The 25,866-nt window shown below is 43.9% G+C and carries 25 protein-coding genes; 12 read left to right on the forward strand and 13 right to left on the reverse strand.

Annotated features, from left to right (window positions below):
• Positions 1–38 precede the first annotated feature (38 nt).
• The 6 genes from araG (at position 39) to yjfF (ending at position 7,618) form a co-directional block, all read left to right on the forward strand.
• On the forward strand, positions 39–1,553 hold the full coding sequence (araG, locus tag ACOSVQ_RS12290) for an L-arabinose ABC transporter ATP-binding protein AraG (protein ID WP_491982840.1): 1,515 nt from the start codon (positions 39–41) through the stop codon (positions 1,551–1,553).
• Positions 1,554–1,570: 17 nt separating this feature from the next.
• Positions 1,571–2,557 carry an L-arabinose ABC transporter permease AraH gene (gene araH, locus ACOSVQ_RS12295; RefSeq protein ID WP_491982841.1) on the forward strand — a complete coding sequence of 329 codons (987 nt, stop codon included), beginning with the start codon at positions 1,571–1,573 and terminating at the stop codon, positions 2,555–2,557.
• A 446-nt stretch (positions 2,558–3,003) separates the two neighbouring features.
• A complete protein-coding gene (ytfQ, locus tag ACOSVQ_RS12300) occupies positions 3,004–3,963 on the forward strand; it encodes a galactofuranose ABC transporter, galactofuranose-binding protein YtfQ (RefSeq protein WP_491982842.1) in 960 nt (319 codons plus the stop codon).
• 57 nt (positions 3,964–4,020) lie between these two features.
• Entirely contained in the window at positions 4,021–5,526 is a 1,506-nt protein-coding gene (gene ytfR, locus ACOSVQ_RS12305; protein ID WP_491982843.1) for a galactofuranose ABC transporter, ATP-binding protein YtfR, read from the forward strand.
• 7 nt (positions 5,527–5,533) lie between these two features.
• Positions 5,534–6,610, forward strand: a complete 1,077-nt coding sequence (gene ytfT, locus ACOSVQ_RS12310; RefSeq protein ID WP_491982844.1) for a galactofuranose ABC transporter, ATP-binding protein YtfT — start codon at positions 5,534–5,536, stop codon at positions 6,608–6,610.
• Between the two features lie 3 nt (positions 6,611–6,613).
• Positions 6,614–7,618 carry a galactofuranose ABC transporter, permease protein YjfF gene (gene yjfF / locus ACOSVQ_RS12315; RefSeq protein WP_491982845.1) on the forward strand — a complete coding sequence of 335 codons (1,005 nt, stop codon included), beginning with the start codon at positions 6,614–6,616 and terminating at the stop codon, positions 7,616–7,618.
• Positions 7,619–7,757: 139 nt separating this feature from the next.
• Here yjfF and ACOSVQ_RS12320 read toward each other — a convergent pair whose 3' ends face one another.
• Positions 7,758–10,115 carry a fatty acid cis/trans isomerase gene (locus ACOSVQ_RS12320; protein ID WP_491982846.1) on the reverse strand — a complete coding sequence of 786 codons (2,358 nt, stop codon included), beginning with the start codon at positions 10,113–10,115 and terminating at the stop codon, positions 7,758–7,760.
• 321 nt (positions 10,116–10,436) lie between these two features.
• Here ACOSVQ_RS12320 and ACOSVQ_RS12325 point away from each other — a divergent pair, with 321 nt between their 5' ends.
• The gene (locus tag ACOSVQ_RS12325) at positions 10,437–10,796 is read left to right on the forward strand and encodes a PilZ domain-containing protein (RefSeq protein WP_491982847.1); all 360 of its coding nucleotides are present in this window, start codon (positions 10,437–10,439) and stop codon (positions 10,794–10,796) included.
• A gap of 132 nt (positions 10,797–10,928) precedes the next feature.
• Here the strand turns inward: ACOSVQ_RS12325 and ACOSVQ_RS12330 are convergent, their stop codons facing one another.
• From ACOSVQ_RS12330 to ftnA, 3 genes are all read right to left on the reverse strand, one after another.
• Positions 10,929–12,116, reverse strand: a complete 1,188-nt coding sequence (locus ACOSVQ_RS12330) for a BaiN/RdsA family NAD(P)/FAD-dependent oxidoreductase (protein WP_491982848.1) — start codon at positions 12,114–12,116, stop codon at positions 10,929–10,931.
• A gap of 240 nt (positions 12,117–12,356) precedes the next feature.
• Complete coding sequence (uspB, locus tag ACOSVQ_RS12335; protein ID WP_102941474.1) at positions 12,357–12,680, reverse strand: universal stress protein UspB; 324 nt, start codon at positions 12,678–12,680, stop codon at positions 12,357–12,359.
• Between the two features lie 76 nt (positions 12,681–12,756).
• Positions 12,757–13,284, reverse strand: a complete 528-nt coding sequence (ftnA, locus tag ACOSVQ_RS12340) for a non-heme ferritin (RefSeq protein WP_416922887.1) — start codon at positions 13,282–13,284, stop codon at positions 12,757–12,759.
• A 193-nt stretch (positions 13,285–13,477) separates the two neighbouring features.
• Between ftnA and uspA the strand changes: the two genes are divergently transcribed.
• Entirely contained in the window at positions 13,478–13,903 is a 426-nt protein-coding gene (gene uspA / locus ACOSVQ_RS12345; protein WP_491982849.1) for a universal stress protein UspA, read from the forward strand.
• A gap of 67 nt (positions 13,904–13,970) precedes the next feature.
• Positions 13,971–14,852, forward strand: a complete 882-nt coding sequence (locus ACOSVQ_RS12350) for a carboxylate/amino acid/amine transporter (protein ID WP_491982850.1) — start codon at positions 13,971–13,973, stop codon at positions 14,850–14,852.
• A gap of 125 nt (positions 14,853–14,977) precedes the next feature.
• Here the strand turns inward: ACOSVQ_RS12350 and ACOSVQ_RS12355 are convergent, their stop codons facing one another.
• Positions 14,978–15,391, reverse strand: coding sequence for a hypothetical protein (locus ACOSVQ_RS12355; RefSeq protein ID WP_491982851.1), 414 nt, complete (start codon positions 15,389–15,391; stop codon positions 14,978–14,980).
• Positions 15,392–15,468: 77 nt separating this feature from the next.
• Entirely contained in the window at positions 15,469–16,251 is a 783-nt protein-coding gene (locus ACOSVQ_RS12360; RefSeq protein WP_491982852.1) for a class I SAM-dependent methyltransferase, read from the reverse strand.
• 124 nt (positions 16,252–16,375) lie between these two features.
• Between ACOSVQ_RS12360 and asnC the strand changes: the two genes are divergently transcribed.
• On the forward strand, positions 16,376–16,840 hold the full coding sequence (gene asnC, locus ACOSVQ_RS12365; protein WP_042490084.1) for a transcriptional regulator AsnC: 465 nt from the start codon (positions 16,376–16,378) through the stop codon (positions 16,838–16,840).
• 91 nt (positions 16,841–16,931) lie between these two features.
• Here the strand turns inward: asnC and tsrA are convergent, their stop codons facing one another.
• Both tsrA and ACOSVQ_RS12375 read right to left on the reverse strand, forming a co-directional pair.
• The gene (gene tsrA / locus ACOSVQ_RS12370) at positions 16,932–17,213 is read right to left on the reverse strand and encodes an H-NS-like global regulator TsrA (RefSeq protein ID WP_491982853.1); all 282 of its coding nucleotides are present in this window, start codon (positions 17,211–17,213) and stop codon (positions 16,932–16,934) included.
• Between the two features lie 166 nt (positions 17,214–17,379).
• The gene (locus ACOSVQ_RS12375; protein ID WP_491982854.1) at positions 17,380–18,582 is read right to left on the reverse strand and encodes a multidrug effflux MFS transporter; all 1,203 of its coding nucleotides are present in this window, start codon (positions 18,580–18,582) and stop codon (positions 17,380–17,382) included.
• A 110-nt stretch (positions 18,583–18,692) separates the two neighbouring features.
• Between ACOSVQ_RS12375 and ACOSVQ_RS12380 the strand changes: the two genes are divergently transcribed.
• On the forward strand, positions 18,693–19,634 hold the full coding sequence (locus tag ACOSVQ_RS12380) for a LysR substrate-binding domain-containing protein (RefSeq protein ID WP_491982855.1): 942 nt from the start codon (positions 18,693–18,695) through the stop codon (positions 19,632–19,634).
• Between the two features lie 178 nt (positions 19,635–19,812).
• The gene (locus ACOSVQ_RS12385; RefSeq protein ID WP_491982856.1) at positions 19,813–21,603 is read left to right on the forward strand and encodes an aminopeptidase P family protein; all 1,791 of its coding nucleotides are present in this window, start codon (positions 19,813–19,815) and stop codon (positions 21,601–21,603) included.
• A gap of 127 nt (positions 21,604–21,730) precedes the next feature.
• On the opposite strand, the gene thiH is transcribed toward ACOSVQ_RS12385, so the two are convergent.
• From thiH to ACOSVQ_RS12410, 5 genes are read right to left on the reverse strand one after another with little or no spacing between them, the layout of a single operon-like run.
• Positions 21,731–22,849, reverse strand: coding sequence for a 2-iminoacetate synthase ThiH (thiH, locus tag ACOSVQ_RS12390; protein ID WP_491982857.1), 1,119 nt, complete (start codon positions 22,847–22,849; stop codon positions 21,731–21,733).
• Positions 22,846–23,646 (reverse strand): thiazole synthase, encoded by an 801-nt coding sequence (locus ACOSVQ_RS12395; protein WP_491982858.1) that lies wholly within the window; start codon positions 23,644–23,646, stop codon positions 22,846–22,848. Before ACOSVQ_RS12395 ends, thiH begins: the two co-directional genes overlap by 4 nt.
• A 3-nt stretch (positions 23,647–23,649) precedes the next feature.
• The gene (thiS, locus tag ACOSVQ_RS12400; RefSeq protein ID WP_491982859.1) at positions 23,650–23,856 is read right to left on the reverse strand and encodes a sulfur carrier protein ThiS; all 207 of its coding nucleotides are present in this window, start codon (positions 23,854–23,856) and stop codon (positions 23,650–23,652) included.
• The gene (locus tag ACOSVQ_RS12405) at positions 23,847–24,653 is read right to left on the reverse strand and encodes a HesA/MoeB/ThiF family protein (protein ID WP_491982860.1); all 807 of its coding nucleotides are present in this window, start codon (positions 24,651–24,653) and stop codon (positions 23,847–23,849) included. Before ACOSVQ_RS12405 ends, thiS begins: the two co-directional genes overlap by 10 nt.
• On the reverse strand, positions 24,640–25,863 hold the full coding sequence (locus ACOSVQ_RS12410; protein ID WP_491982861.1) for a thiamine phosphate synthase: 1,224 nt from the start codon (positions 25,861–25,863) through the stop codon (positions 24,640–24,642). Before ACOSVQ_RS12410 ends, ACOSVQ_RS12405 begins: the two co-directional genes overlap by 14 nt.
• Positions 25,864–25,866: the final 3 nt, after the last annotated feature.

A 25,866-nucleotide genomic window follows, 5' to 3' on the forward strand; every position in this document is an offset into this window, starting at 1 on the left:
CTTGGCCGTCACCCTCTTGATTTTACGGAGAGAATGTCATGGCGAAGTCCCCTTCTTACATAGAGTTTTGTAATATTTCGAAGCACTTCCCTGGTGTAAAAGCACTGAACAACGTTAGCTTCCGCGCAAGCGCAGGTAGTGTTCATGCTTTGATGGGAGAAAACGGTGCAGGTAAATCAACTCTGCTTAAAACCTTGAGTGGGTTCCACCAGCCAACAGAAGGTCATATCGCAATTGATGGTAAAGAGATCACTCTTACTTCAACTAACGATGCACTTGATCACGGTATCGCTATCATCTACCAAGAACTGAACTTGGTTCCTGAGCTCACCGTTGCTGAAAACATTTATCTTGGGCAGCTTCCAACCAAAGGTGGTCGTGTTGATACCGAAACGCTAAACAAAAATGCCCGTGTGCAGTTAGAGCGTCTTGGTGAAACTTTTGACCCAGCATGCCAGTTAAAAGAATTATCTATCGGCCAATGGCAAATGGTGGAAATCGCCAAAGCTCTTAGCCGCAACGCACAAATCATCGCATTTGATGAACCAACCAGTAGCTTGTCTCAACGTGAAATTCAAAATCTGTTCAAGGTTATCCGTGAACTAAGAGATGCTGGCAAAATCATTATGTACGTATCTCACCGCATGGAAGAGATCTTCAACCTGTGTGACGCCATTACTATCTTCAAAGATGGTCAACACGTTCAGTCTTTTGAAGACATGTCTGAACTGACTAACGACCGCCTAGTAGAACTGATGGTTGGTCGTGAAATTAACGACATCTACAACTACCGCTCTCGCGAATTAGGTAAAAGCGGCTTACGCCTTGAGAACATTCAAGGGTCTGGACTTAGCGCTCCTGTTTCACTGGATATCCAGCAGGGTGAAATTCTTGGCCTGTTTGGTCTTGTTGGTGCTGGACGTACCGAACTGACTCGCTTGGTGTTTGGCGCAGAGCGTAAAACCGGTGGGGATATTTTCCTTCACGATGTAAAAATCGGTATTAAAACCCCACAAGATGCGATTCGTGCAGGTATTACCCTTTGCTCTGAAGACCGTAAAGCACATGGCATAGTGCCAATCATGTCGGTGCAGGAAAACACCAACATCAGTGCGCGTCCATGGCACCTCAAATTTAACAGCCTTATCGATTTCGCTTGGGAAAAAGACAACGCAACCAAGCAAAAACAAGCGCTGAATGTTAAGGCATCATCGCTTGAACAACCGATTGGCAAGCTCTCTGGTGGTAACCAACAGAAAGTGATTCTTGGCCGTTGGTTGTCAACTGCGATGAGCGTGATCTTACTGGACGAACCTACCCGTGGTATCGACGTAGGTGCGAAGTCTGAAATATACGAATTGATTTTTAAGCTGGCGGAAAACGGAGTCACCGTATTGGTCGTTTCCAGCGATTTACCAGAAGTGTTGGGTATCTCTGACCGCGTCCTTGTGATGAAAGATGGCGCAGTGACAGGCGAACTTCAACGCGATGAATTTAACGAACAAACTGCTCTTCGTCTTGCAATGCTCGACAAAGAGTCAGCAGCAGCTTAAACCTGAGGAATATCATTATGTCTTTATCTAGCCCTACTAAAGCGATGACGTCTGAGGCGAAATCCGGCGGATTTAACTTCTCTAAAATTTGGGACAAGTTTGGAATGCTAATGGTGTTTGCAGGTCTGTTTATACTCTGCTGCCTGTTCGTTCCTTACTTCGCGACTTTCATCAACATGAAAGGCCTTGGTCTTGCCATTTCAATGAGCGGTATGGTGGCGTGTGCCATGTTGTTCTGCCTTGCTTGTGGTGACTTAGACCTATCAGTGGCTTCTATCATTGCCTGCTCTGGTGTTGTTACTGCAGTTGCCATCAACGCAACTAGCAGCGTTGCACTAGGTATCGGTGCTGGCCTGCTTTCAGGTGTGGTGTTTGGTTTACTCAACGGCTTCGTGATTGCAAAACTGCAAATCAACGCGTTGATCACAACACTGGCTACCATGCAAATTGCTCGTGGTCTTGGCTACATCATCTCTGATGGTAAAGCGGTCGGTATTACCGAAGAGAGCTTCTTTGCTTTAGGTAACTCTTCAGTACTTGGTATCCCAACTCCAATTTGGCTAACACTGGTCACTTTCGGTGTATTTGCTTTCCTTCTTAACCGCACCGTTTACGGTCGTAACACACTTGCGATTGGTGGTAACGAAGAAGCAGCACGTCTTGCAGGTGTAAACGTAGTTAAAACTAAAATGATGATCTTCACAATCTCTGGTTTTATCTCAGCACTTGCAGGTGTCATCCTAGCAGCTCGTATGACATCAGGTCAGCCAATGACTTCTGTTGGTTTCGAGCTAGTTGTTATCTCTGCGTGTGTATTGGGTGGTGTGTCACTGAAAGGTGGTATCGGTAAAGTTTCTTACGTTATCGCCGGTGTTCTTATCCTTGGTACTGTAGAGAACGCGATGAACCTGTTGAACATGTCTCCGTTTGCTCAATATGTTGTTCGTGGTGCAATCCTACTTGCAGCAGTTATTTTTGACCGCTACAAACAGAAAACTCAATAAGTTATATACCCCCACATATATTTTTCTCATGTTGCCCTCGAATTAAGAGGGCTTTTTTTATTTTCAAATAAATAAACCCAGTAATATTTATTTAATTAAAAGCCAAAATTTAATTGCACTTAGGTATTAGATTTGTAGTAGTAAGTTGCTAATAAAATGGACTATTTGGCTACCAAATTTTTTATGTGATTAAAATCCAACCACAGGTTAATTTCCCGTCTTAATATTTTATTGCTCATAGCTATTTCAATAAATTTTAATAATGAGCATTACAGTGAAACAAAATATCCCCAACGTTATTGAAATGACAGTTAGACGACCAATGAACACCTACTCTCATACATAGCAAGGACGTATTGCAGTCTATGGTGGGAAGTGCGTGCATGAGTCAACCACGCTGTCGCTTCAAACACGAAGGGAGAGTTAAACAAGATAGGGACTTAATCATGTTAAAAAAACTCACTTTAGCAACCGCTGTCAGTACCATTTTAATGTCTGGTTCACTAATGGCTGCTTCATTAACCGTTGGTTTTTCTCAAATTGGATCTGAATCAGGCTGGCGTGCAGCTGAAACAGCGGTATCCAAAGTTGAAGCAGAAAAACGCGGTGTCACACTGAAAATCTCTGACGCACAACAAAAACAAGAGAACCAAATCAAAGCTGTACGTTCGTTCATCGCTCAGGGTGTAGACGCAATCTTCATCGCACCTGTAGTGCAAACTGGCTGGGGACCTGTGCTTGAAGAAGCAAAAGACTACGGTATCCCAGTATTCCTACTAGACCGTGGTATCACAGTAGAAGACGACTCTCTTTATATGACAGCGGTAACTGCTGATAACGTATTAGAAGGTGCTGTGGCTGGTAAATGGTTGATCGACAAAGTAGGCAGCAAAAAATGTAACGTGGTAGAGCTGCAAGGTACTGTCGGTGCGAGTGTGGCTATCGACCGTAAAAAAGGCTTTAGCGATGCGGTAGACAAAGTCGACAATATTCAAATTGTTCGTACTCAGTCTGGCGAATTTACCCGTAGTAAAGGTAAAGAAGTTATGGAAAGCTTTATTAAAGCTGAAAATAACGGCAAAAATATTTGTGCGGTATTTGCCCATAACGATGATATGGCAATTGGCGCTATTCAAGCAATTAAAGAAGCAGGTTTAAAACCAGGCAGCGATATTTTAATTGTCTCAATTGATGCGGTTCCAGATATATTTAAAGCGATGATGAGTGGCGAAGCAAACGCGACCGTTGAGCTTACTCCAAATATGGCTGGCCCAGCTCTTGATGCACTTATTGCATATAAAGATAAAGGCACAACTCCACCGAAGAAAATTGTTACCGAGTCCAATTTATATTTACCAGCTGATGCAAAAGCTCAGTTAGAAATGAAAAAAGACTTAGGTTACTAATTTTATTGTCATCATCCCTCCCTTTCGGGAGGGATGATTTAGATTGTTGGAGTTATTATGCCGTTAGACAATCAGCAAGATATCCTGCTCAGCGCTAAAGGAATTTGTAAATATTTCCCCGGTGTGAAAGCGCTAGAAAATGTCGATTTCAGCCTAAGAAAAGGCGAAATCATGGCGCTATTAGGTGAAAATGGCGCGGGTAAATCAACGTTAGTTAAAACTTTAACCGGCGTATATCAACGTGATGGTGGTGAAATCACTCTCGATGGTCAGACTATCTCTCCGCAAAATACCGCCCACGCACAAAGCCTCGGCATCGGTACTGTTTACCAAGAAGTAAACCTACTGCCAAACATGTCTGTTATGGACAACCTATTTATTGGCAATGAACCTAAAAAATGGGGCTTCGTTGACCGAAAAACCATGGCTGAGAAAGCACGTACAATTGTTACCAGCTATGGACTGGATATCGATGTTACTGAACCTCTCAACCACTTTTCCGTAGCTATTCAGCAAGTAATTGCTATCGCCAGAGCCATCTCTCTTTCAGCCAAAATACTGATTCTCGATGAACCAACCGCCAGTCTCGACAGTAACGAAGTGAAGATGTTATTTAACATAATGCTTGGTTTAAAAGAACAAGGTGTAAGCCTAATTTTCATCACCCACTTCCTTGACCAAGTGTACGAAGTGAGCGACCGCATTACCGTTTTACGCAACGGTCAGTTGGTTGGCACCAAAGAGACCCGCGAGCTACCACAAATTGAGCTAGTGAAAATGATGCTTGGCCGTGAACTGGAAGATACGGCTCTCAAACGTGCTGGAAAAACCCGCAAGCACAACGAACCTATGGTGGCATTTTCCAACTACGGCAAAAAAGGCACTATCCACCCGTTTAATCTTGAAGTTCATGCCGGAGAAATTGTTGGTTTAGCGGGCTTACTCGGTTCCGGTCGAACCGAAACCGCGAAAGTCATTTTCGGCATTGAACCTAGTGATTCCGGCACCTGTGAACTAAAAGGCCGCCCTATTCAGGTTCGCTCGGCTCGCCAAGCTTCTCACTTAGGTTTTGGTTACTGCCCTGAAGATCGTAAAACCGATGGCATCATTGGCGCAGCATCAGTGCGTGAAAACATCATTCTGGCTTTGCAGGCACAACGGGGCTGGTTTAAGCCTATCTCACGCAAAGAACAAGAAGCCGTGGCACAGCGCTACATTGACCAACTGGCAATCAAAACCCCTAGCCTTGAACAGCCGATTGAGTTTTTGTCCGGCGGTAATCAACAGAAGGTTCTGCTCGCTCGCTGGCTACTCACCAAGCCTAAGTTCTTGATCCTTGATGAACCGACCCGAGGTATCGACGTCGGCGCTCATGCTGAGATCATTCGTTTAATCGAAAGTCTTTGTGCCAATGGGCTCGCGCTGTTGGTTATCTCTTCTGAGCTTGAAGAGCTGGTTGGCTATGCCGATCGCGTGGTGGTATTACGTGACAGAAAACCCGTTGCAGAGATACCGACCGAAGAACTTTCCGTGCCAGCCATAATGCAAGCAATTGCGAGTTGAGGTGATTATGAATTCGCTCAATCCCCTATCTCCTATAGAGAAGGCATCTATAGAGAAAGCATCGATGGATAAAGCGTCACTGCAAAAGGCGCCATCGAAAGCGCCGCAGCCGCGCAATAAGTTTACCTTGCCGAAGGGTGCACCACAGTTTGCGGCTTTAATCCTGCTGTTCATTATTAACAGCCTTATCGCCGATAATTTCTTCTCGATTCACATTCAAGATGACCGCCTATTTGGTAGCGTCATCGATATCTTTAACCGCGGTGCGCCTGTTGCGCTACTTACCATAGGTATGACACTGGTTATCGCAACCGGCGGTATTGACCTATCGGTTGGCGCGGTAATGGCGATCAGCGGTGCCGTGCTTGCCAGTATGGCAGAGCAAGGTTACGCACCGTCCACCATTTTGCTCTGTTCAGTGTTAGCTGGCGTAGCATGTGGCTTATGGAACGGCTTTCTTGTTGCGGTGTGTAAAATCCAGCCGATTGTCGCCACCTTGATTCTTATGGTGGCTGGGCGCGGTGTGGCTCAGCTCATTACTGAAGGGCAAATTATTACCTTCAACAATGAGACTCTCTCTTGGTTTGGTAGTGGCTCACTGTTCTATTTCCCTACCCCAATCCTGTTGTTGGTTTGCGCACTATTGATTGTTTGGGCGCTCACCAAGAAAACAGCATTGGGGCTCTTTATCGAGTCTGTGGGTATCAACATTAAAGCAGCCAAAAATGCGGGCATTAACACCCCTGCGATTGTGATGTCGGTATACGTTATCAGTGGTGTGATGGCTTCTATTGCAGGGATTATCGTTGCAGCAGACATCAAAGGCGCTGACGCTAACAACGCCGGTTTATGGTTGGAAATGGATGCCATTTTAGCTGTGGTTATTGGTGGCACGTCTCTGATGGGGGGGCGTTTTAACCTGATGCTGGCTCTGGTTGGCGCGTTCATCATTCAAAGTATCAACACAGGTATTTTGCTCTCGGGATACCAGCCACAGTGGAACCATATCGTGAAATCGCTGGTGGTGTTAACCGTGTTGATATTGCAATCGCCAACGGTCATACAACTGATTAAGAGGAAATAGATAATGATTAAGCGTAATTTTCCTCTGTTTATCACCATCACAGTGTTCCTGATTGGCTATGCGTTTTGTATGGTGGAATTTCCTGCGTTTATGAGTACACGCGTGATCTGTAACATTCTCACCGACAACGCGTTCTTGGGCATTCTTGCTGTCGGTATGACGTTCGTTATCCTCTCCGGCGGTATCGACCTTTCGGTAGGCTCAGTTGTCGCATTTACCGGTATTTTCCTTGCGACGGTTATCGGTGAATGGGGAGTTCATCCTTTCACTGCCATCGTGATGGTACTGGTTATGGGTTCGCTGTTTGGCGGTTTAATGGGTTGGATTATTGATACCTTAAAAATACCCGCTTTCATCGTCACATTGGCTGGCATGTTCTTCCTGCGCGGTGTGAGCTTCCTAATCTCTGAGCAATCTATTCCTATTGAACACCCGGTCTATAAAGAGATGTCGCGTTTTTCATGGCACATCGTGGGCGGTGGTCGCCTGAGCCTGTTGGCGGTAGTGATGTTGTGTATCGTAGCGATTGGAATGCTGGTGGCTCATCGCACTCGATTTGGTAACAACGTGTACGCGATTGGGGGTAACGCCACTTCTGCGGGTTTGATGGGGATTCCGGTCAAACGCACCACCATTGGTATCTACATGCTTTCCACTTTCTTAGCGACCTGTGCTGGGATTGTGTTCTCTATCTATACGTCTGCGGGCTATCCACTCGCGGCTGTAGGGGTTGAGCTGGATGCTATCGCTGCTGTGGTTATCGGTGGCACTTTGCTATCGGGTGGTGTTGGTACTGTATTTGGCTCGCTGTTTGGTGTGTTGATTCAAGGGTTAATCCAAACCTACATTACGTTCGACGGTACTTTGAGCTCTTGGTGGACCAAAATCATCGTTGGCATTTTGCTATTCAGCTTTATCGCACTGCAACGCCTGCTCATCATCATGAGCGAACGCAGAAAAGTAGTGAACACCAGCCGGATTGGTTCATTGGTGACAGGCGATTCATAGCTATTTTGTTATTAAGAAACACTGACATTAAGAAACTTCGCTGTTAAGAAGCTCTTACATTAAGAAGCTTTGTCATCAAGAAAAAAAGCCAGTTGTAAGACTGGCTTTTTGCTAAACGATGTAAAAATAGCCACCGAACTTATCGGTTTTCAAACCGGTTGTAATCCAATAGTCCCGCTTCAACTGGCTGATCTTTCTTATACCACTGATGAACCTTGTCGCTGAAAGACCAAAAGTCCGGCGAGCTACGACGCACAGCAAACCGATCCAACAACTGAACATAGCTTTCTTCACCATCAAGGGTTCTTAAACGTTCCACCAGCTCAGGAATTTCGGTTTCTTTTAGTGATAGGTATGCCGCTGGATAGCTTCCTAGTACACCTCTCACTAAAGTTAAGCTGTCGTTTTCAGGAACACGGTTATTCTCTTCATCAAACAAGCTGGAAATGTTGCTATGAGCATTGTTATGGATCAGCGTAAACAACTGAGACTCTCCCGCTTTGGATTCAATCATCAGCATCATCAATTGAGGAATCGGTAAGATACCCTCGCCTGTGATCTCATTGACGCTATTCAGCTCACGCTCATGATTATCGGTAAACCCAGTATCCACAATGTCATATCTCGGGCTTAACACAGGCTGAACTCGCTCTCGCAGCTTATCAAACAGCTCTGATTTCGGATCATCGGTGGTGTATTCCACGTTGCTTGGCTCATCAAACGGCTTCACGTTACGTAGCAAAAACTCGGTGAAATACGCCGTTTGGTCTTGATACCAGCTCGACAACTCCTGATGTCGCATGTTCTGTGGCAGTAGCGTCACGAAGTTACTTTCTCCCTCTAAACGCAAGAAATCCATAAACATACGAGTCACTAACTGATGACCAAAATTGCCATAAACATCAAAGCCCGCCACCAGCAGATAGTGAACTCGTTCCAACAATGAATAATCAAATACCCAAGCGGTTTTTGGCTTATTGCCCACCAGACCTTGCGCCACTGACGCACTATCAAAATGCCTAAATACGGTTAATGCTGCATTCGGATTGGTACCGTCACCAGACCAAATTAAATCCGTAGTGACGTAGCGACCATCTTTAAACTGCTTACGGGTAAATGCCGATTTCTCTTCCAAATAACGTGCTTGCTGCTTGGCGTAGCTAATCCAAGTAGCAATTGGGTTGATGGTGTCCTCACGCTCAGCAGGCAGTTTTAGGTTATCCGCTTGAGAGCGATAAAACTCGTTTACCTCTGGGATATCCGCTTTATCAGGGTCTAAGAAGAATACCCAGAAGTCATCATTGATAACGTTAAGCGCAAGCTGACCACGGCAAACCGGACCTTTGATAAAGCCCATTATGGTGTTCTGTGCGTTATCCAATAAGAAGCGATAGCGAGCATTCACTGGCAGGTCAATGAACGCTGTCATGGGGTTTGCCGCCACCGACGGTTCATAGCTTGGCAACTGGCTAATTTTGTAATCCGCGTCGATAAACCACGCTTTCCAATCGTGGATACGCTTCTTATTCAAAGCATAAGGCATATGGGTTTTATCAACGATGGTTCCTTGCTCTGGGATAATCCGATAATAAACACGTTCGACTTGTGGATCGTCATACGGGCGACGAGTCGCAATTCGTTTAACGGTCTCACCCGGAGGTGTAGAGGAGCGAACCAAAGTAAAGAAACGCGGTGTTTTCTCTTCTAAATCAGAAAAATAGAGATGAGAAAGGAACAAGTGCTCGTAAATATAGCGAGCTGCGAGCTGGTTCTTGATACCGTCCGCATTAAGCAAAGTCTCATAATTATTGACTAAGGTTTGCTGTGATTTCGTTAACGGAATGTGCTCATTCATCTGCGCACCGTTTTCCAACCACGCCATCAACTTGTTGTATTCGCTTTTGTTCAGGTTAGGCATACCAAAAGGCATCCCCCAGTCCGGATACTCCTGCTGATAAGCTTCATGCTCTTCCAACGTTGGGCACTGCTGCTCGCGATAAATAGAAAAATCAAACCCTTCTAACTGATCTTGCTGCTGCTGAGGGTGCAACTCTTTTTGTTGCAATAACCTTGCAACTAGCCCCGCTTCTAGATTGGCGCGAGTGGTTTGGTCTCGTTCATTGAGCACAGGATGAAAGCCAAAGTCTCGCCACTCTTGCGTCGTTTGAGCATCTTCAAACAGACGTGTCGGTGTTGCTGCACTTAGGCGAGTTCCTTCGTAAACTTGAGTTTTGCTGCCACCACGATCAATCCCTTCGACTGATGAGAGTTTTAACTGACATGGTGCGTCATAACAGGCATGACAAACCACACAACGGTTATCAATGATGGGTTTCACCTCTTGCATAAAATACTTTGCTTGAGGCGAGTCTAAAGCCACCTGACGCTCTCGTACTTGAGGTGCACCAAACAGTTCATCGTAGTTAAGCCCCGCATAGGTAGCACAACCAGAGAACACGATGACTAAACAGATAAAAAAGAGTTTGCGTAAATTCATATAGTTATAGTTTTGAGTTAACCAACGTTAATTAAAGTAAAGACTACTACATTTTCAATGTACAAAAGAAAATACCGCGTGAAATCTATCTTTTCGGCCTCTTGTTTGTTGTTATTTATTACATAAATAATTTTCACTTGTGGTAATTGAGTGAAATAATCATTCGGAATGTTCCGAAACAGATTAAATAATCCCTGATTGAGATCGAGCTTGCTTCGAAAAATCAGCAAAAGTAGATAAACTTTAACTTAGAGAGTACGCGAATAACTTGCGGCTCAATTTAATCCAATAAAATAGAGTGGCTAAAAGCCAATAACGACAATGACTAATCACACCGAGCAAAGACAATTTTTTCGTCTAAGTTATAAGACGAGAACGGTCATGCCGACGCTACGAGTTCAAGGCAAAGAACTTAAAATCAGTGAAATTTCGGAACAAGGTATGCGAGTGATTACCCGCGATACAACGCTGTTCCAGATTGGTGATGTGATTAAAGGCGAAGTGCTGCTCAACTCAATGGATAACAATATTGCAATCGAAGGAAAAGTTCTGAGAATTGTCGGCAATGAAGTTATCTGCCACCTGCGTGAAGGTTTATCATTCAAAGATATGATTGCAGAGCAGCGATACCTACGAAAATACTACCCTACCGTTTTGCCTAAAGGCGCTAAAGAAGTTTAAAAACGTATATTTAGAGTTGAGTGGTCGGAATAAAAAATTGACGTTAACAGTGTAATTCAGAGGCTCTAAGTGAAAGCCTCTGAAATTAATACTCATCGAAATAAATATAAATTAAAACAATGCGTTAATAGATTAAGCGTTCTGGCCAGCGACAAAACCTGACGACCAAGCCCATTGGAAGTTATAGCCACCCAACCAGCCAGTTACATCCATCACTTCGCCGACAAAATACAAACCCTTAATGTCTTTGCATTCCATGGTTTTTGACGACAGCACATCGGTATCCACGCCACCAAGAGTCACTTCCGCTGTTCGATACCCTTCGGTGCCATTTGGCGCAACTCGCCACTGCTCCAACGTCTCTTTGATCGTTTCAAGCTCTTTAGGATTGAATTGCTTGAGAGGCTTGTCCACCAGCAGTTTGCGCTCAATAAATACCTCTACCAAACGTTTAGGCAATACACGAGCTAAGGTGTTCTTGAGCGTCTGGTTTGGATGTTTCTCACGCGAGCGAGTTAATAACTCATCCACATTCACTTCAGGTACCAAGTTAATTGTGACCGCTTGCCCTGGTTTCCAGTACGAGGAAATTTGTAAAACAGATGGGCCAGACAATCCACGGTGCGTAAACAGCAGTGCTTCTTTAAAGCTTTTGCCACATTCAGCCTGAATTTCAGCGGGAACAGCGATACCAGAAAGCTCCGCTAACGCGTCTTTATCTTCAACATGCAGCGTGAAAGGCACTAAGCCAGCGGTCGTTGAAATCACAGGCAGGCCAAATTGTTCTGCAATCTTATAGCCAAATGGTGTAGCGCCGAGTTTAGGCATTGAGAGACCGCCCGTCGCCACCACTAGAGATTCACACTCTATATCACCTTGTGTGGTGTGTAGATGAAAGCCCTGCTCGGTTTGCTTAATATCCAGAGTTTCTACTTGATAACGCTGAGTAATATTCGGCAATTCGCACTCTTTAAGCAGCATATTCACAATGTCTTTTGCGGAATCTAAACAGAAAAGCTGACCGTGAGAACGCTCTTCAAACTCGATGCCGTATTTACCCACCATCGAGATGAAATCCCAGTTGGTGTATTGCGAAAGCGCCGACTTCACAAAGTGCGGATTGCGACATAGGTAGTTGTGAGCCGAGACATCGTAGTTGGTGAAGTTGCAACGACCACCGCCCGAAATCAGGATCTTACGACCTGGTTTTTTCGCATGGTCAATCACCATTACGCGGCGTCCGCGTTTTCCAGCTTCAGCAGCGCACATTAATCCCGCGGCTCCTGCGCCTATGATGACAACATCTACTTTTTCACTCATTACTCACCAATGCCAATATTTAGAACTTTGCCTCTTCAAACCGATACCACAAGAACTTGGTCAGAAGAACACGGCAATAAAAAAGGACGTACAGCGGTACGTCCTCACTCACTTGAAGCGGCATTTTAACGGTAAACGTTCACTCTTACCAATGCGTTTATCCAAGGCTTCTATTGTTCATAAATAACGTTCTTCATAAATAACGTAAAGTTGATCATACAAAGCATAGAAGCACTTCATCTAGAGCATAAACGCAACCACAGAGGTAAACACCACTAGGGACGAAGAGAGAATGAAAAGCTCACGTACACGATCACACTTGCCAGTAAACACTTCATCGTGATGATGAAGGTACTCTTTACTTTTCAAGTAGTGATATAGGCGAACCTGCTTGGACATGTTGCCATGTGTGGTGAAAAACCCCCGTCCATCGACTTGCTGATAAAGCAACGGGTGAGCTTCTCGCATGATATAAATCAGAGCTCGCAGCGCGGTCAGATATCTTGCTACGTTAATACCAGTAACAATCATTAGCGCTAATAGAATGGTATCTCCACTGATCATCTTTTCCTCCCTACATCCAAAGTAAGAGGGCTACCCGGAGAAAAAGACGATCGTGTTTACAGTCTTTTCACTGCAATTAAGCAGCAGGGGCATCCATTACAGAAGATGAGCCTTTTTGTGCCAATGCAGCTAGATCTTTATCGATAAAGAACAACGCTTTACCATCTTCACCAACCAGTTCTAGCTTGTCTAAAATCCCTTTAAACAACTTCTCTTCTTCATGTTGCTCCGCAACGTACCACTGAAGGAAGTTAAATGTTGAGTAGTCTTGTGATGTGAATGCCGCATGAGCTAATTTATTGATTCTTTGTGTAATCATTTGCTCATGTTCATAGGTCTCACGAAACACGTCACCCAAGCTTGCAAAATCGTGTCGAGGAGCTTCAATCGCACCTAAAATTGGCAGAGAACCCGTCTCACTGACATAAGTAAATAGTCTCTGCATGTGTTGCATTTCTTCAGCTGCGTGAACTCTTAAAAACTCAGCTGCTCCTTCGAATCCTTTATCTTCACACCAAGCACTCATTTGTAAGTATAGATTGGATGAGAAAAATTCGAGATTAATTTGATCATTCAATTGATCAACCATCGCTTGTGAAAGCATAGGACGCTCCTAAATTATTGTGCAAACTAAAATTGTACAAACTGAAGTCACTATAACACGATCATTACTATTTGTTAGTTAGAGGTGGCACATCATTCAGCATGGATATGAGATCATCATGGCAAAAATGTTTCTCTCTAGGTGCTAGAGTTTAATTAACCTGAAATCAGGACAATTAAATGGAGAAAGCATCATGGGTTATAAACATATCTTAGTTGCTGTTGACCTATCTGAAGACAGCAAATTGTTGGTCGAAAAAGCCGTTGCACTTGCAACACCTCTAGATGCTGCGGTCTCGTTTATCCATATCGATGTTAACTACGCCGAACTGTATACCGGACTGATTGATATTAATTTGGCGGAAACTCAGCATCATGCAATGGAAGCCTCACAAGCTCAGCTTAAAGAGCTAGCGGATCATGCTAATTACCCTATCAACCACACATTGGTTGGCAGCGGTGACTTGAGTAACGAGCTTTGTGACACCATTAAAGAGTTCAATATTGACCTTGTGGTTTGTGGTCACCACCAAGACTTTTGGAGCAAGCTGCTCTCCTCAACAAGACAGCTCATTAATTGCTCACCTGTCGACATGTTGGTAGTACCACTTAATGACTGACGAACAATAATAAATCAGATAGACTGCGGATAATTTTCAACATCCACTTATAAAATTATCAGGGATTATGTTTTATTTATCTGCAGTTACCCTTCTTTGGGCATTTTCATTCAGCCTGATCGGCGTTTATCTTGCTGGTCAGGTTGATTCTTGGTTCTCAGTGTTCATGCGTGTCGCACTGGCAAGCGTTGTTTTCCTTCCATTCTTAAAATTCAAGCAAGTACCAAAAAAACTGATTATCCAGCTTATGGCTATTGGTGGTATCCAGCTTGGGTTGATGTACTGCTTCTACTATCAATCGTTTTTACTGCTCTCTGTTCCTGAAGTGCTACTGTTTACCGTTTTCACGCCTATTTACGTCACTTTGATTTACGATTTGCTTAAAGCTCGTTTCTCTCCGTGGTATCTAGTAACGGCGGCGATTGCGGTGGCTGGCGCAGTATTCATTAAGTTTGCTGGTATCAACGAAAACTTCGTTATCGGTTTCTTAGTGGTACAAGGCGCTAACCTTTGTTTTGCTATTGGTCAGGTGGCTTATAAATACGTGATGGAAAACCAAAGCGTAGAGCTCCCTCAACGCACTGTGTTTGGTTATTTCTATTTAGGCGCATTGGTTGTAGCAACCGTCGCTTTCGCGCTGCTCGGTAACCCAGCTAAACTTCCAACCACATCTCTACAATGGCGTATTCTGATTTACCTAGGTGTGATTGCATCAGGTGTGGGTTATTTCGTATGGAACAAAGGCGCATGTATGGTTAACGCAGGAGCGTTAGCGATTATGAACAACGCTTTGGTACCAGCAGGTTTAATCGTCAACATCGTTATTTGGAACCGCGATGTGGATATCGCTCGTCTGTCGATTGGCGGCATCATTATCTTGTTGTCTTTATGGATCAATGAAACTTGGGTTAAGCGTAAAGTAGCCCAGAGCTATTGCTCAGAGGCATAAAGAGTAGCCCAAAGCCATAAAGTAGCTGAACGCGCGTAGTCTCAGCGAGAAAAGAATCTAATAGCGAAACGCCCATCAGGTATAAACCGATGGGCGTTTTTGTATTTGGTGCTAATTAGTGTCCGTTAATGGTACTGAGAAGTAAGTGAATACTCACCGTTTGGCGCTGGATTTAACTTAGAAAACTTCAACTGTAACGCTTGCTGTTTCTTGGCGAGCTTACGTTGTTTCTTAAGCACTTTTTCCAATTTCTTGTGATACTTTTTCTGCGCTTTGAGTGTTTTCTTAGCAACTTTTAATGCCGCTTTATTGCTCTTCTCTACCTTCACACTTTCTTTACTGACTCTTTCCTTGCTAGCAGAGCCTTTAGCTGTGGATGCTTTTACGCTGAAAGCCTGAGGCTTACACAATCTATTTTTGTCCGAAGAAGAACGAGCGCATGAGCGACACAAGTACTTAGGCGCAGCAACAATTCGATGAATATCTGACAATGAGGCAGTGATGTCGTGACGACTTAATTTACACAGACGCTGAGCCATAAATACAACCAAACAAAAATGATAATGATTCTTGGTTATATATAACCCTCTGCTAATAAAAAGGCAAGCTAGGTTTATTACTCTTTCATTGCTGCGATGACATAAACATCAAAGCGGTTGTTTTTGGTTTCAATCGCCATACTGGGTTTTTGCTCTGCCAACCAATTTGCGTAATCTGGGCGCTTTACTACAACACGCTTCGTTGCCAATTTTAGCGCAGGCGCTAGTAGCGCATCAGCGTCATTATCCGCACCAACAAGTGACTGGAATACACGCATTTCTTTCTTCACCAAAGCACTCTTCTTTTTGTTCTCTGGGTGTGGATACATAGGATCCAAATACACCACATCAGGACAAACGAAGCTGGCGTCATTGGCTAAATTATCTAAAGCATCGTGACTCGATGCATGTAGTAAGGTCACTCGCTGTGAAACCCAAGCGCCAATCTCGGCATCTTGTTTGGCTCGATTTAATCCGTCATCCAACAGTGACGCAACCACAGGATGTCGCTCTACCATTTGTACTTTGCAACCTAAAGATGCCAACACAAAGGCATCTCTGCCTAAACCCGCAGTACCATCAAGCACTGTCGGTGTTACACCTTTATTTAGCCCTGCCGCTTTGGCAATGGATTGACCTTTACCACCACCAAACTTGCGTCGATGCGCGACCGCACCAGTCACCCAATCAACGAAGATTGCACCCAGCTTAGGCTCATCTACCTTACGCAGTTCCAATCGCTCATGGGTCAATACCAACGCAAATACGCTTTCATCACTGTGTGTAAGCTTCCAGCGTGTGGCAATTTCATTAAGCTCAGAAGCGCGTTCAGGGGCTTCACAAATCAGTTGTAGCTGCAAAGTGTCATTCCATAATGAGTTTCAAAAATCGCTGCAAGTGTAGCGGATTTTCATCAGAAACCTAAGGTTTCAGTGTGATAAGATGCGGAAGAATCTTCGTTGAACGATTGAACTAGGAACCTGTATGCAAGTTGCTTCTACAAAGCTCGACGAGCTTGATCGCGCTATTCTAAAAATCTTAATGGACGATGCACGTACGCCCTACGCTGAGATGGCAAAACAATTCAATGTCAGCCCAGCAACCATACACGTGCGCATCGAGAAAATGAAAGCTGCCGATATTATTCAAGGTACAGAAGTGGTTGTGAATACCAAAAAGCTTGGCTACGACGTTTGCTGCTTTATCGGTATCAACTTAAAAGCCGCGCGTGATTACCACTCAGCACTTGAAAAGCTGAATGCTCTTGATGAGGTTGTTGAAGCTTATTACACCACAGGCGCGTACAGCATTTTCGTAAAGTTGATGTGCCGTTCAATTGAAGAACTACAGTTTGTACTGATTGATAAGCTGCAAGCGATCGATGAAGTGCAATCGACAGAGACGCTTATCTCATTGCAGAATCCAATAAACCGTAATGTGATTCCTTAATGAAGATTGAGTAGCGAAATACTCAAAGCTTACAAAAGCAGAAAAGACAAAAAACCCAAGCGTCAGACTTGGGTTCTTTTTTCAGGATCACTTATTTGTTCAGGTAGTTCAACAGCTCTTCGGCTGAGATACCTTGCTGAGCTAATTGTTTAGCCAGTAGATCGACTTGCTCACCTTTGCGCGAATCAATCACTTGTTGAAATTGATAAACTAAATCGCGCAGAACTGGTAGTGGGACTTGTTTAGCGGCACTACGTACTCGCTCACTGCTTTGATTACCTAACTCATTAAGTAACTTACCAAACATCACTTTTTCAGGTGATTCTTCTAACTGCTCGAGAATACGAGCCATTTCATAGGTAGTTAGGGACACTGTATTTCGATTCCAAGACACTATTTCTGATGACGATGAGCGAAATAATATACACCTGTTACCTCGAATAGAAAATAGCGCGTCTGAGTATTTACAAAACCTTACTTCGTAATTGAACCCTTGTTCAAATTAATGACACGCTATTCTGTATTCCAGTCAATATCGGCTATTGGAATGCTAATCTGTGCCACTCTTTACCTGCTTTAGAAAGCAAAATAATAAGAGCAGGAGCGATGATCCACATTTGAAGAGCAATCATCATTTGAGGTTCCAGCTCAAAACGCTGCAACGTACCCACAACAAGCCCTGCACCACTCATTTGGAACAGACCTAGTAGCGCAGCGGCTGTACCCGCTTTGTCTCCAAATGGTGCTAATGCTTTACCAGCAGCAGAACCCAGAATCCAAGCGAAGCCTACCGATGAGAGGAAAATCGGTAACATAAATGCCAAAGCCGTGCCTTGAGATTTCATTCCAACCATCAAACCACCAGCTACAAGTAACATCACGATGCCAGAGATCAGAATTTTATGCGTACCCCATTTATCCATCAGCTTTGGAGCAGATAGACACGCAGCTATATTTACAACCGCGTTGATACCAAACCAGAAGGTAAATTCATTCATGGTTAAGCCTAGATTTTCCATCAACACTACAGGAGCCGAAGTAACGTAAGCAAGAATGACTGCCATTGCCAACATACATAGAGAAGCATGGAACAAAAATGAAGGCACTTTTAATACAGACCAGTATCGCGATAGCTTAAATACCGCTTGCTTCTCTGTAGTCGGGTTGGTCTCCTTCATACGGATCAGAAGCCAGAATCCAACAAACACACCGAAGCCAGCCATAAAGCTAAAGTTAGAACGCCAACCAAATTGCTGAGTTAACCAGCTACCCAAGATTGGAGCCAACGCAGGAATAAAGCAGATTGCACCATTAAGGTAGCTAATCATCTTGCCACTGCGTTCTGGACCAAAGATATCGCGAACCGTCGCAAAGGCTGCTACAGACGTTGCACACGCACCCAATCCTTGTAGCAGACGAGACATTAGCATCCACTCAATACTCTGAGCACCCCACGCCAATAAAGCGCTCACGATATAAATGCTAACACCTGCCAATGCAACAGTTCGACGTCCGAGTTTATCTGCTAAAGGACCAGCAAACAGCTGACCAACACCCATAGCAAATAAGAACCAAGTAATCGTATCTTGCGCTAATGCATGTTCCACGTGAAACGCTTGCGAAATCTGTGGCAACGCAGGCAGATAAATATCGATTGCCAGCGGGCTAAACAGCACTAATAGCGTCAGTAAAATCATTTGCTGTTTACTTTGCACAGTTGAAGAGTTTGCAGATGTAGACATGCTTTAAATAGGTTCCAAGATAGATAATAAAGAGCACGCATAATAGAAGAATGCTGTTATTCGAACAAATGGCTTATAATCATCACTAATATTCCTCAGTGGAAAATCATATGAAAATTGATAAATTGGCTCGAATAGACCTGAACTTGCTTGTTTGCTTACAAGTTTTGAGTGAAGAACTGAGTGTTACACGTGCATCAAGCCGACTCCATCTAAGCCAATCAGCCGTCAGTAAATCGCTAGCAAAGTTGCGCGAACAATTTGATGATCCCCTCTTCATTCGCACTTCTCATGGCTTAAAGCCAACACCTAAAATGTTGTTCTTAAAACCTAAGCTCGAAACGCTAGTGGATCAATTAGAGCTGATTACTCAGCCTGAACAATTTTCACCTCAGTCGAGTGAATACCGATTCCATATCGCAGCTGTTGAAAGTGTTTACCCATTAATTCTTCCCCACTTCCTGCCAGCGATATTTATGCAAGGCCCGAATCTAAATATCAGCACCCACTCTTGGACGGATCAAACGTTTAAGAAACTCCAAATGGGAGAGCTAGATATCGGCATTACGGGTAAAGATATCGACATTAATGATGCTAAGTTAACTATGCTTCCACCTAGGGATATTTGTGAACAAGAGATTTACCGAGATTCCCAAATGTGCGTGGTACGAAGAGATCACCCTGTACTAAAACAGCAATGGAACCTCGAGCAATACTTGGCACTGCGACATGTACAAGTGCGTTGCGATGGCAGTGACCGCTGGTTATTGGATTACCGTTTGGCAGACTTGGGCTATGAAAGAGATATAGCTATCACCGTCCCTGATTTTAATAGCGCAGCCAGTTTGTGTAGCTATACCGATTTTGTCTTTACCGCCCCTAGTCACTTCACCCATCTGGTTGCCAAACATCTAGATTTGGTCGTGCTGCCTTTGCCGCTTGAGTTTCCACCGATGGCTTATACTTTGTTCTGGCATAGAGACCGAGAGAACGATCCAGCGCTGACTTGGTTAAGGCAAATCATACAGACGAAAACCTTACATTTACGTTAGGCAAGTGCCCAATAACACTATTGATAATATTAAGCACAGCAGATTTGCACACTCACAACAAAACGAGTAGCTTATCGGTTCACGTCCTGCATTACATAGATAGGCATAGCGGGTATATCAACATGAGGATATATCGACAGTGGCTGAATAAAAGGACAATTATTAGGAGAATAACAAGATGTACCAATCCATCTCCGAGCGCGTTACTAAGCTCAGAAACTGGTTAACACGCAACGGTTTAGACGCACTCATCATCCCTCATGAAGATGAGTACCTTGGCGAATACGTTCCAGAACACAATGAAAGATTGCATTGGCTAACCGGATTTACTGGGTCTGCGGGCGCAGCCGTAATCACGCAAAACGCAGCTGCAATTTTTGTCGATGGTCGTTATACCGTTCAGGTTCGCAAGCAAGTTCCACAAGAACTGTTCGAATACCGTCATCTGATTGAAGAACCGTATTTAGATTGGTTACAAAGCAATTTACCTACTGGTAGCAAAGTAGGCTACGACCCAAGAATGCACCGTGCCAGTTGGTTAACAGCCACTCAAACAAAGCTAGCAGGTGAACTTCAGTTAGTCGCAACTGAAGGCAATGCTATTGATCAGCTTTGGCATGATCGCCCTGCTGCTGTTGTCTCTGATATGCGCTTGATGAGTGACGAACTTGTTGGTGTTAACAGCGCAACTAAACGTCAACGTATTGCGGACATCCTAATTGGTAAAAAAGCCGATTGTGCTGTACTTACTGAGCTTGATTCTATCTGCTGGCTGTTAAACATTCGTGGCTTAGATGTGTCACGTCTTCCAGTATTGCTATCTCACGCGATTATCCACGCTGATGCCACTGTCGATTTCTTCCTAGATCCAGCTCGATTAGCTGAAGGCTTTGAGGAACATGTCGGCGCAGGCGTTCGTGTCCATCACCCTGATACACTGCAATCTGAGTTAGAAAAACTTTCTGGCAAGAAAGTCATCGTTGACCCAGCCACCAGCAATGCTTGGTTTACGCTAACACTGCAAAATGTCAATGCCGAACTTATCCAACAAGCCGATCCTTGTTTATTGCCAAAAGCCGCTAAAAATGCGACTGAAATTGGCGGCATGAAGTCATGTCATGTTCGTGATGGCGCAGCAATGGCGAAGTTCCTATCTTGGCTTGATAGCGAAGTAAGCGGAGGCAAACTTCATAATGAAGCAGAACTCGCTGATAAACTTCAAACCTTCCGTGAGCTTGACCCAACGCTCGCAGATTTAAGCTTTGATACCATTTCGGCAGCAACGACCAATGCCGCTATGTGCCACTACAACCACATGAACCAACCAGAGCCGGGTAAGCTTGAAATGAACACGCTCTACCTTGTTGACTCGGGTGGTCAATATATCGATGGTACAACCGACATCACTCGTACCATTGCTATCGGTACAGTGAGTGACGAAATGAAGCAACAGTTCACCTTAGTTCTAAAAGGTCACATTGCTTTAGCTAAAGCTCGTTTCCCGAAAGGTACTTGTGGTCACCAACTTGATGTTTTAGCTCGCCAACATTTATGGGCAAATGGCTACGATTATGACCACGGTACTGGTCATGGCGTGGGTCATTTCTTAAGTGTTCACGAAGGTCCACAACGTATCAGTAAGGTATTTAATAACGTACCTTTATTACCAGGTATGGTGTTATCTAACGAACCTGGTTATTACCGTGCCGACGGTTTTGGTATTCGTATCGAAAACTTAGAATTGGTAGTAGAAGTGCAAACTCAAGGTGATTTCCATGTTCATGGTTTTGAGTCTCTGACTCGATGCCCTATTGATGTTCGCGCAATCAATGTCAACATGCTGACTAAACCAGAACTGACTTGGTTAAACGACTACCATCAAAAAGTTTGGAGCGAAGTAAGCCCGTTAGTTGAAGGCGAAGTAAAAGCTTGGTTACAGCAAGCAACCCTGCCTATCGCGCATGCTTAATCCAACGCTCTAATAAAAATCCCTTAGTGTTACCACTAAGGGATTTTTGCTTTTTTGGGCTAAATAGATTTCCGTAGCAAAAGACATTTAATCAAGAAGAGTGTTTCACGTGAAACATCTGTCTCACTCAATAGCTTCCTGAATATGCGAAGTGCCAATCCTGCCAGACTGCTTCTAATCCACGGCTCTTCATTGCTGCTGCAACATCATTTGCAGAACGCTCGTCGCTGATAGCAAACTGCTCCAACTCAACATTGGAATTTGCATAGCCGCCGGGTTGCGTTTTCGATGCAGCAGAGATGCTTGTGATCCCTAGAACCGAAACATTGTCTCTAAACTCAGCAGATTCTCGAGTTGAAAGAGATAACTCAACTTCCCCATTCCACAATCGGTAAGCACATATCAATTGCACCAGTTGTTTGTCTGTCATGACTGATTTCGGCTGAAGCGATCCGGCGCATGGTCTCAAGCGCGGAAACGATATTGAATATCGACTCTGCCAGTAAGCTCTCTCAAGATAGTCGATATGTGCTGCAACATAGAAACAGTCTGTACGCCAATCTTCCAGACCGATTAGCGCCCCCAACCCAATCTTATCAATTCCGGCTTTTGCCAATCGCTCCGGTGTATCTAAGCGATAATAGAAATCGCTTTTTTTGCCACGTAGATGGTGCGAAGCATAAGTAGACGGATGATATGTTTCTTGGTAAACCATCACCGCATCTAAGCCTAAGGTTTTGAGCTCCGAATACTGGTGTTGGTCTAGAGGCTGCACTTCCATCGCTAAGTAGTTAAAAGAACGTTTAATCAACGGCACAGTTCGTCTGAAGTATTCCATTCCCACTTTGGTTTCATGCTCGCCCGTAACCAATAACACACTATCAAAACCCATCTGCTTAATGGCTTCTACTTCCTGCTCTATTTCACTTTCGGTTAAAGTTTTTCGCTTAATCCGATTACCCATAGAAAATCCGCAATAGGTACATTCGTTAGAGCATAAATTTGACAGATATAGAGGCACATAAAATGACATTGTGTTGCCAAACCGTTGGCGCGTTTTTAGATAAGATAGTTGGGCAAGTTTCTCCAAGTAAAGTTCAGCCGCCGGAGATATTAGCGCTTTAAAATCTTCCAAATTACGTTTGGATTTACTTAAAGCCAGTTCGACATCCTTAGCCGTTTTAGAATAGATTGAAAGCTTAATGTCATCCCATTCCAGTTCCTTAAACCTTTCTATAAAACTCATTCGGTACCTCCGAGAAAATCCGTAAACGGACTTGAAGCCACCGCATGGTTTACCTGACTAGCTAAACCACTTTCATAAGCCATTCTTCCAGCTTCAACTGCGAGCTTAAATGCTTTGGCCATAGAGACAGGATCGCCAGCTGTCGCAATAGCGGTATTAACCAATACTGCATCAGCGCCTAGTTCCATTGCTAAGGCAGCATCAGAAGGAGCTCCTATACCTGCATCGACAATGACGGGTACTTTGGCTTGTTCGATAATAATTTCGAGAAAATCTCGTGAAACGATACCCTTGTTAGTCCCTATTGGTGCGCCGAGTGGCATTACCGCAGCGCAGCCCACCTCTTCCAATCGTTTACAAAGCACAGGGTCGGCATGACAATAAGGCAGAACGATAAAACCATCTTTTACCAATTGCTCAGCGGCTTTTAATGTTTCAATAGGATCGGGCATTAAATATTTTGGATCTGGGTGAATTTCTAATTTTAACCATCGCGTTCCTAGTGCTTCTCTCGCCAAATGAGCAGCAAATATCGCATCTCTGGCAGTCTTAGCGCCCGACGTATTAGGCAGCAAATTGACACCCGCTTCGATTAACGGAGTTAAAATGTCGTCGTCTCTATTTGCCAAGTTAACTCTCTTCAGAGCCATAGTAACTAGCTCAGACTCACACGCTTGTATCGACGCAGCCATGGCATGGCGATTGGCGAATTTACCTGTACCAGTAAGCAATCTTGAACGAAATGTCTTGTCCGCTATTTGAAGTAAATTTTGCTGGTTTGAATATGAGTTAGACATCAATTAGCCTCCTGCTATCGCTTGGAACAGCGAGATTTGATCACCTTCACTGAGCTGTTGGGTTTGCCATAATCCTTTAGGAACAATTTGGTCGTTAATGGCAAATACGCATCCTACGGTTGGCAAATTCAATTCTTGTTGCAAACTAGCTAGTGTGCTTTGCAACTTAATTTGCTGACTTACACCGTTAACACTGATAGTTATAAACATGATTCCACCTCACTGTTCTGGTATGCACTCCCTCCGTCGTTAGACAGATCAGCACACACACTACAATCGGGATCTCGCACTAAGTTCCATGTTTGCCATATCATCGATTTGCCATCAAATTTGTACAAACGATGTGTCTTCAACTCTTTCAAACCAATCAAATACTGAATAGAAAGCAAAGCTTGTAAGTTACCGATAGTTCCAACAACCGGTCCAATAACACCAAGCTCGGTACACTTATTCAATGAATTGTGGCTATCGATAGGCACTAAACAGGCATAACAACCTGACGTTTTATTTTCAGAAAAATCAAACGCGATGACTTGCCCATCCCAACCAATTGAAGCACCTGAAATGATCGGTACTTTAGATTCATAACAGACTCTATTGATTAGATGGCGCGTCTCTAAGTTGTCTGAGCAATCTAATACTAAATCAGCCATTTCAACTTCTAGTGGTAAAACTGAACTATCTATTCGTCTAGCAACTGTTCGAACGTGACAATCTGGATTTAGCGCTCTTAACTGCTTTGCCAAAGCATCGACTTTTGGGATAGATACATGGTCTGTGCGAAAAGCTATCTGCCTAGAAAGGTTGGAGACATCAACTTCATCATCATCGCAAATCACTAGTTTTCCGATACCAGCACCGGCTAAATACAAGCTTGCAGCATTACCTAACCCACCACAGCCAATGATTAACACAGAAGAATCGCAAAGCCTTTTTTGACCCACTTCGCCTACTTCTGGTAAGCATATTTGTCTCTGATATCTGACAAATGCATTATCCGATAACATCACTAGCCTCCTGTTTATTCAAACTAGGCAGACTAAGTTTGTTTGTAAGTTGCGACACAGCCTTCGCGACATCGGTAGCTTGTGTTATAGCTCTTACTACTGCGATGCTATCGACGCCCTGCTCAACCACTTGTTCTATGTTGCTTAAATCAATACCGCCTATAGCAACACTTGGTACCCCTATAACATCACCATAGGGCATACTATCGAGTAGCTTTTGATACAGACCTAGCCTCACCAAACCTTGAGGTTTAGATGGCATCTGTTTAGTGGTTGTTGGGAATATATGACCAAGAGCTATATAACTTGGAGACAGTTGATGGATACGAAGCAATTCAAAATAACCGTGGGTAGAAAGGCCTAACGCCATTCCACTGTCCGCTATCTCATTCAAGTCTGCTTCTAATACATCTTCTTGACCTAGATGCACACCGAATGCTTTATGCTTTAACGCTAACTGCCAATAGTCGTTGATAAAGAGTTGCGCTTTGAACTGCTTGCCTAGCTCGATAGCCTTAGCTATATGCGTCTCCAAGTCATGTTGAGTTCGGTCTTTTATACGAAGTTGAAGCGTTGTAATACCAAGATTGAGTAGACGCTCAACCCACTCAACGCTATCAACCACAGGATAGAGTCCAAGTGACTGTTTGTTCAATCTCGCGAATTGTGTGCTCTGTACCGGAACAGATTGCGGCTCTATTGTTGGGAAGTTTTCAAATTGTGTTGGCCATGTTTCACGTGAAACATTCATAGCTGCACGACTTAAAACAAGTGCATCTTCTAATGGGAAATCTAGAGCCAGACAGCTAACAACCCAAGCGAAATGATGCCAAGACTCACCATCTGAATAAGAACTCTTAGAAGTTATGTTCTGGTGAACCAGATGCGTGCCTACACCTAAGTGCAACCAGCAATCAACCAATCGACCTGACTGAATAACACAAACAGAAACTGAACTAGAAGAAGTACTAACATTGGCCTCTACACCATATGAGAGTTCCAAAAACGATTCTTGGGGTTCATCGTTATCTATCTTGAAGAGATTGCTAAAGATACGAGAAGTTTGCCTATCAACAAGTTCAATAAATTGAGTCGGGCTTACGCCCAACTCAATATCGCTGATATCAAAGCCCTGCATTTGAGCGAGCAATAATACTTGTTGAACTTCTCCCGTGAACTCAAGGCAATGAGATGGGATAAGTATTTTCACAAG

The sequence above is a fragment of the Vibrio sp. HM8-C genome, from assembly GCF_058630515.1.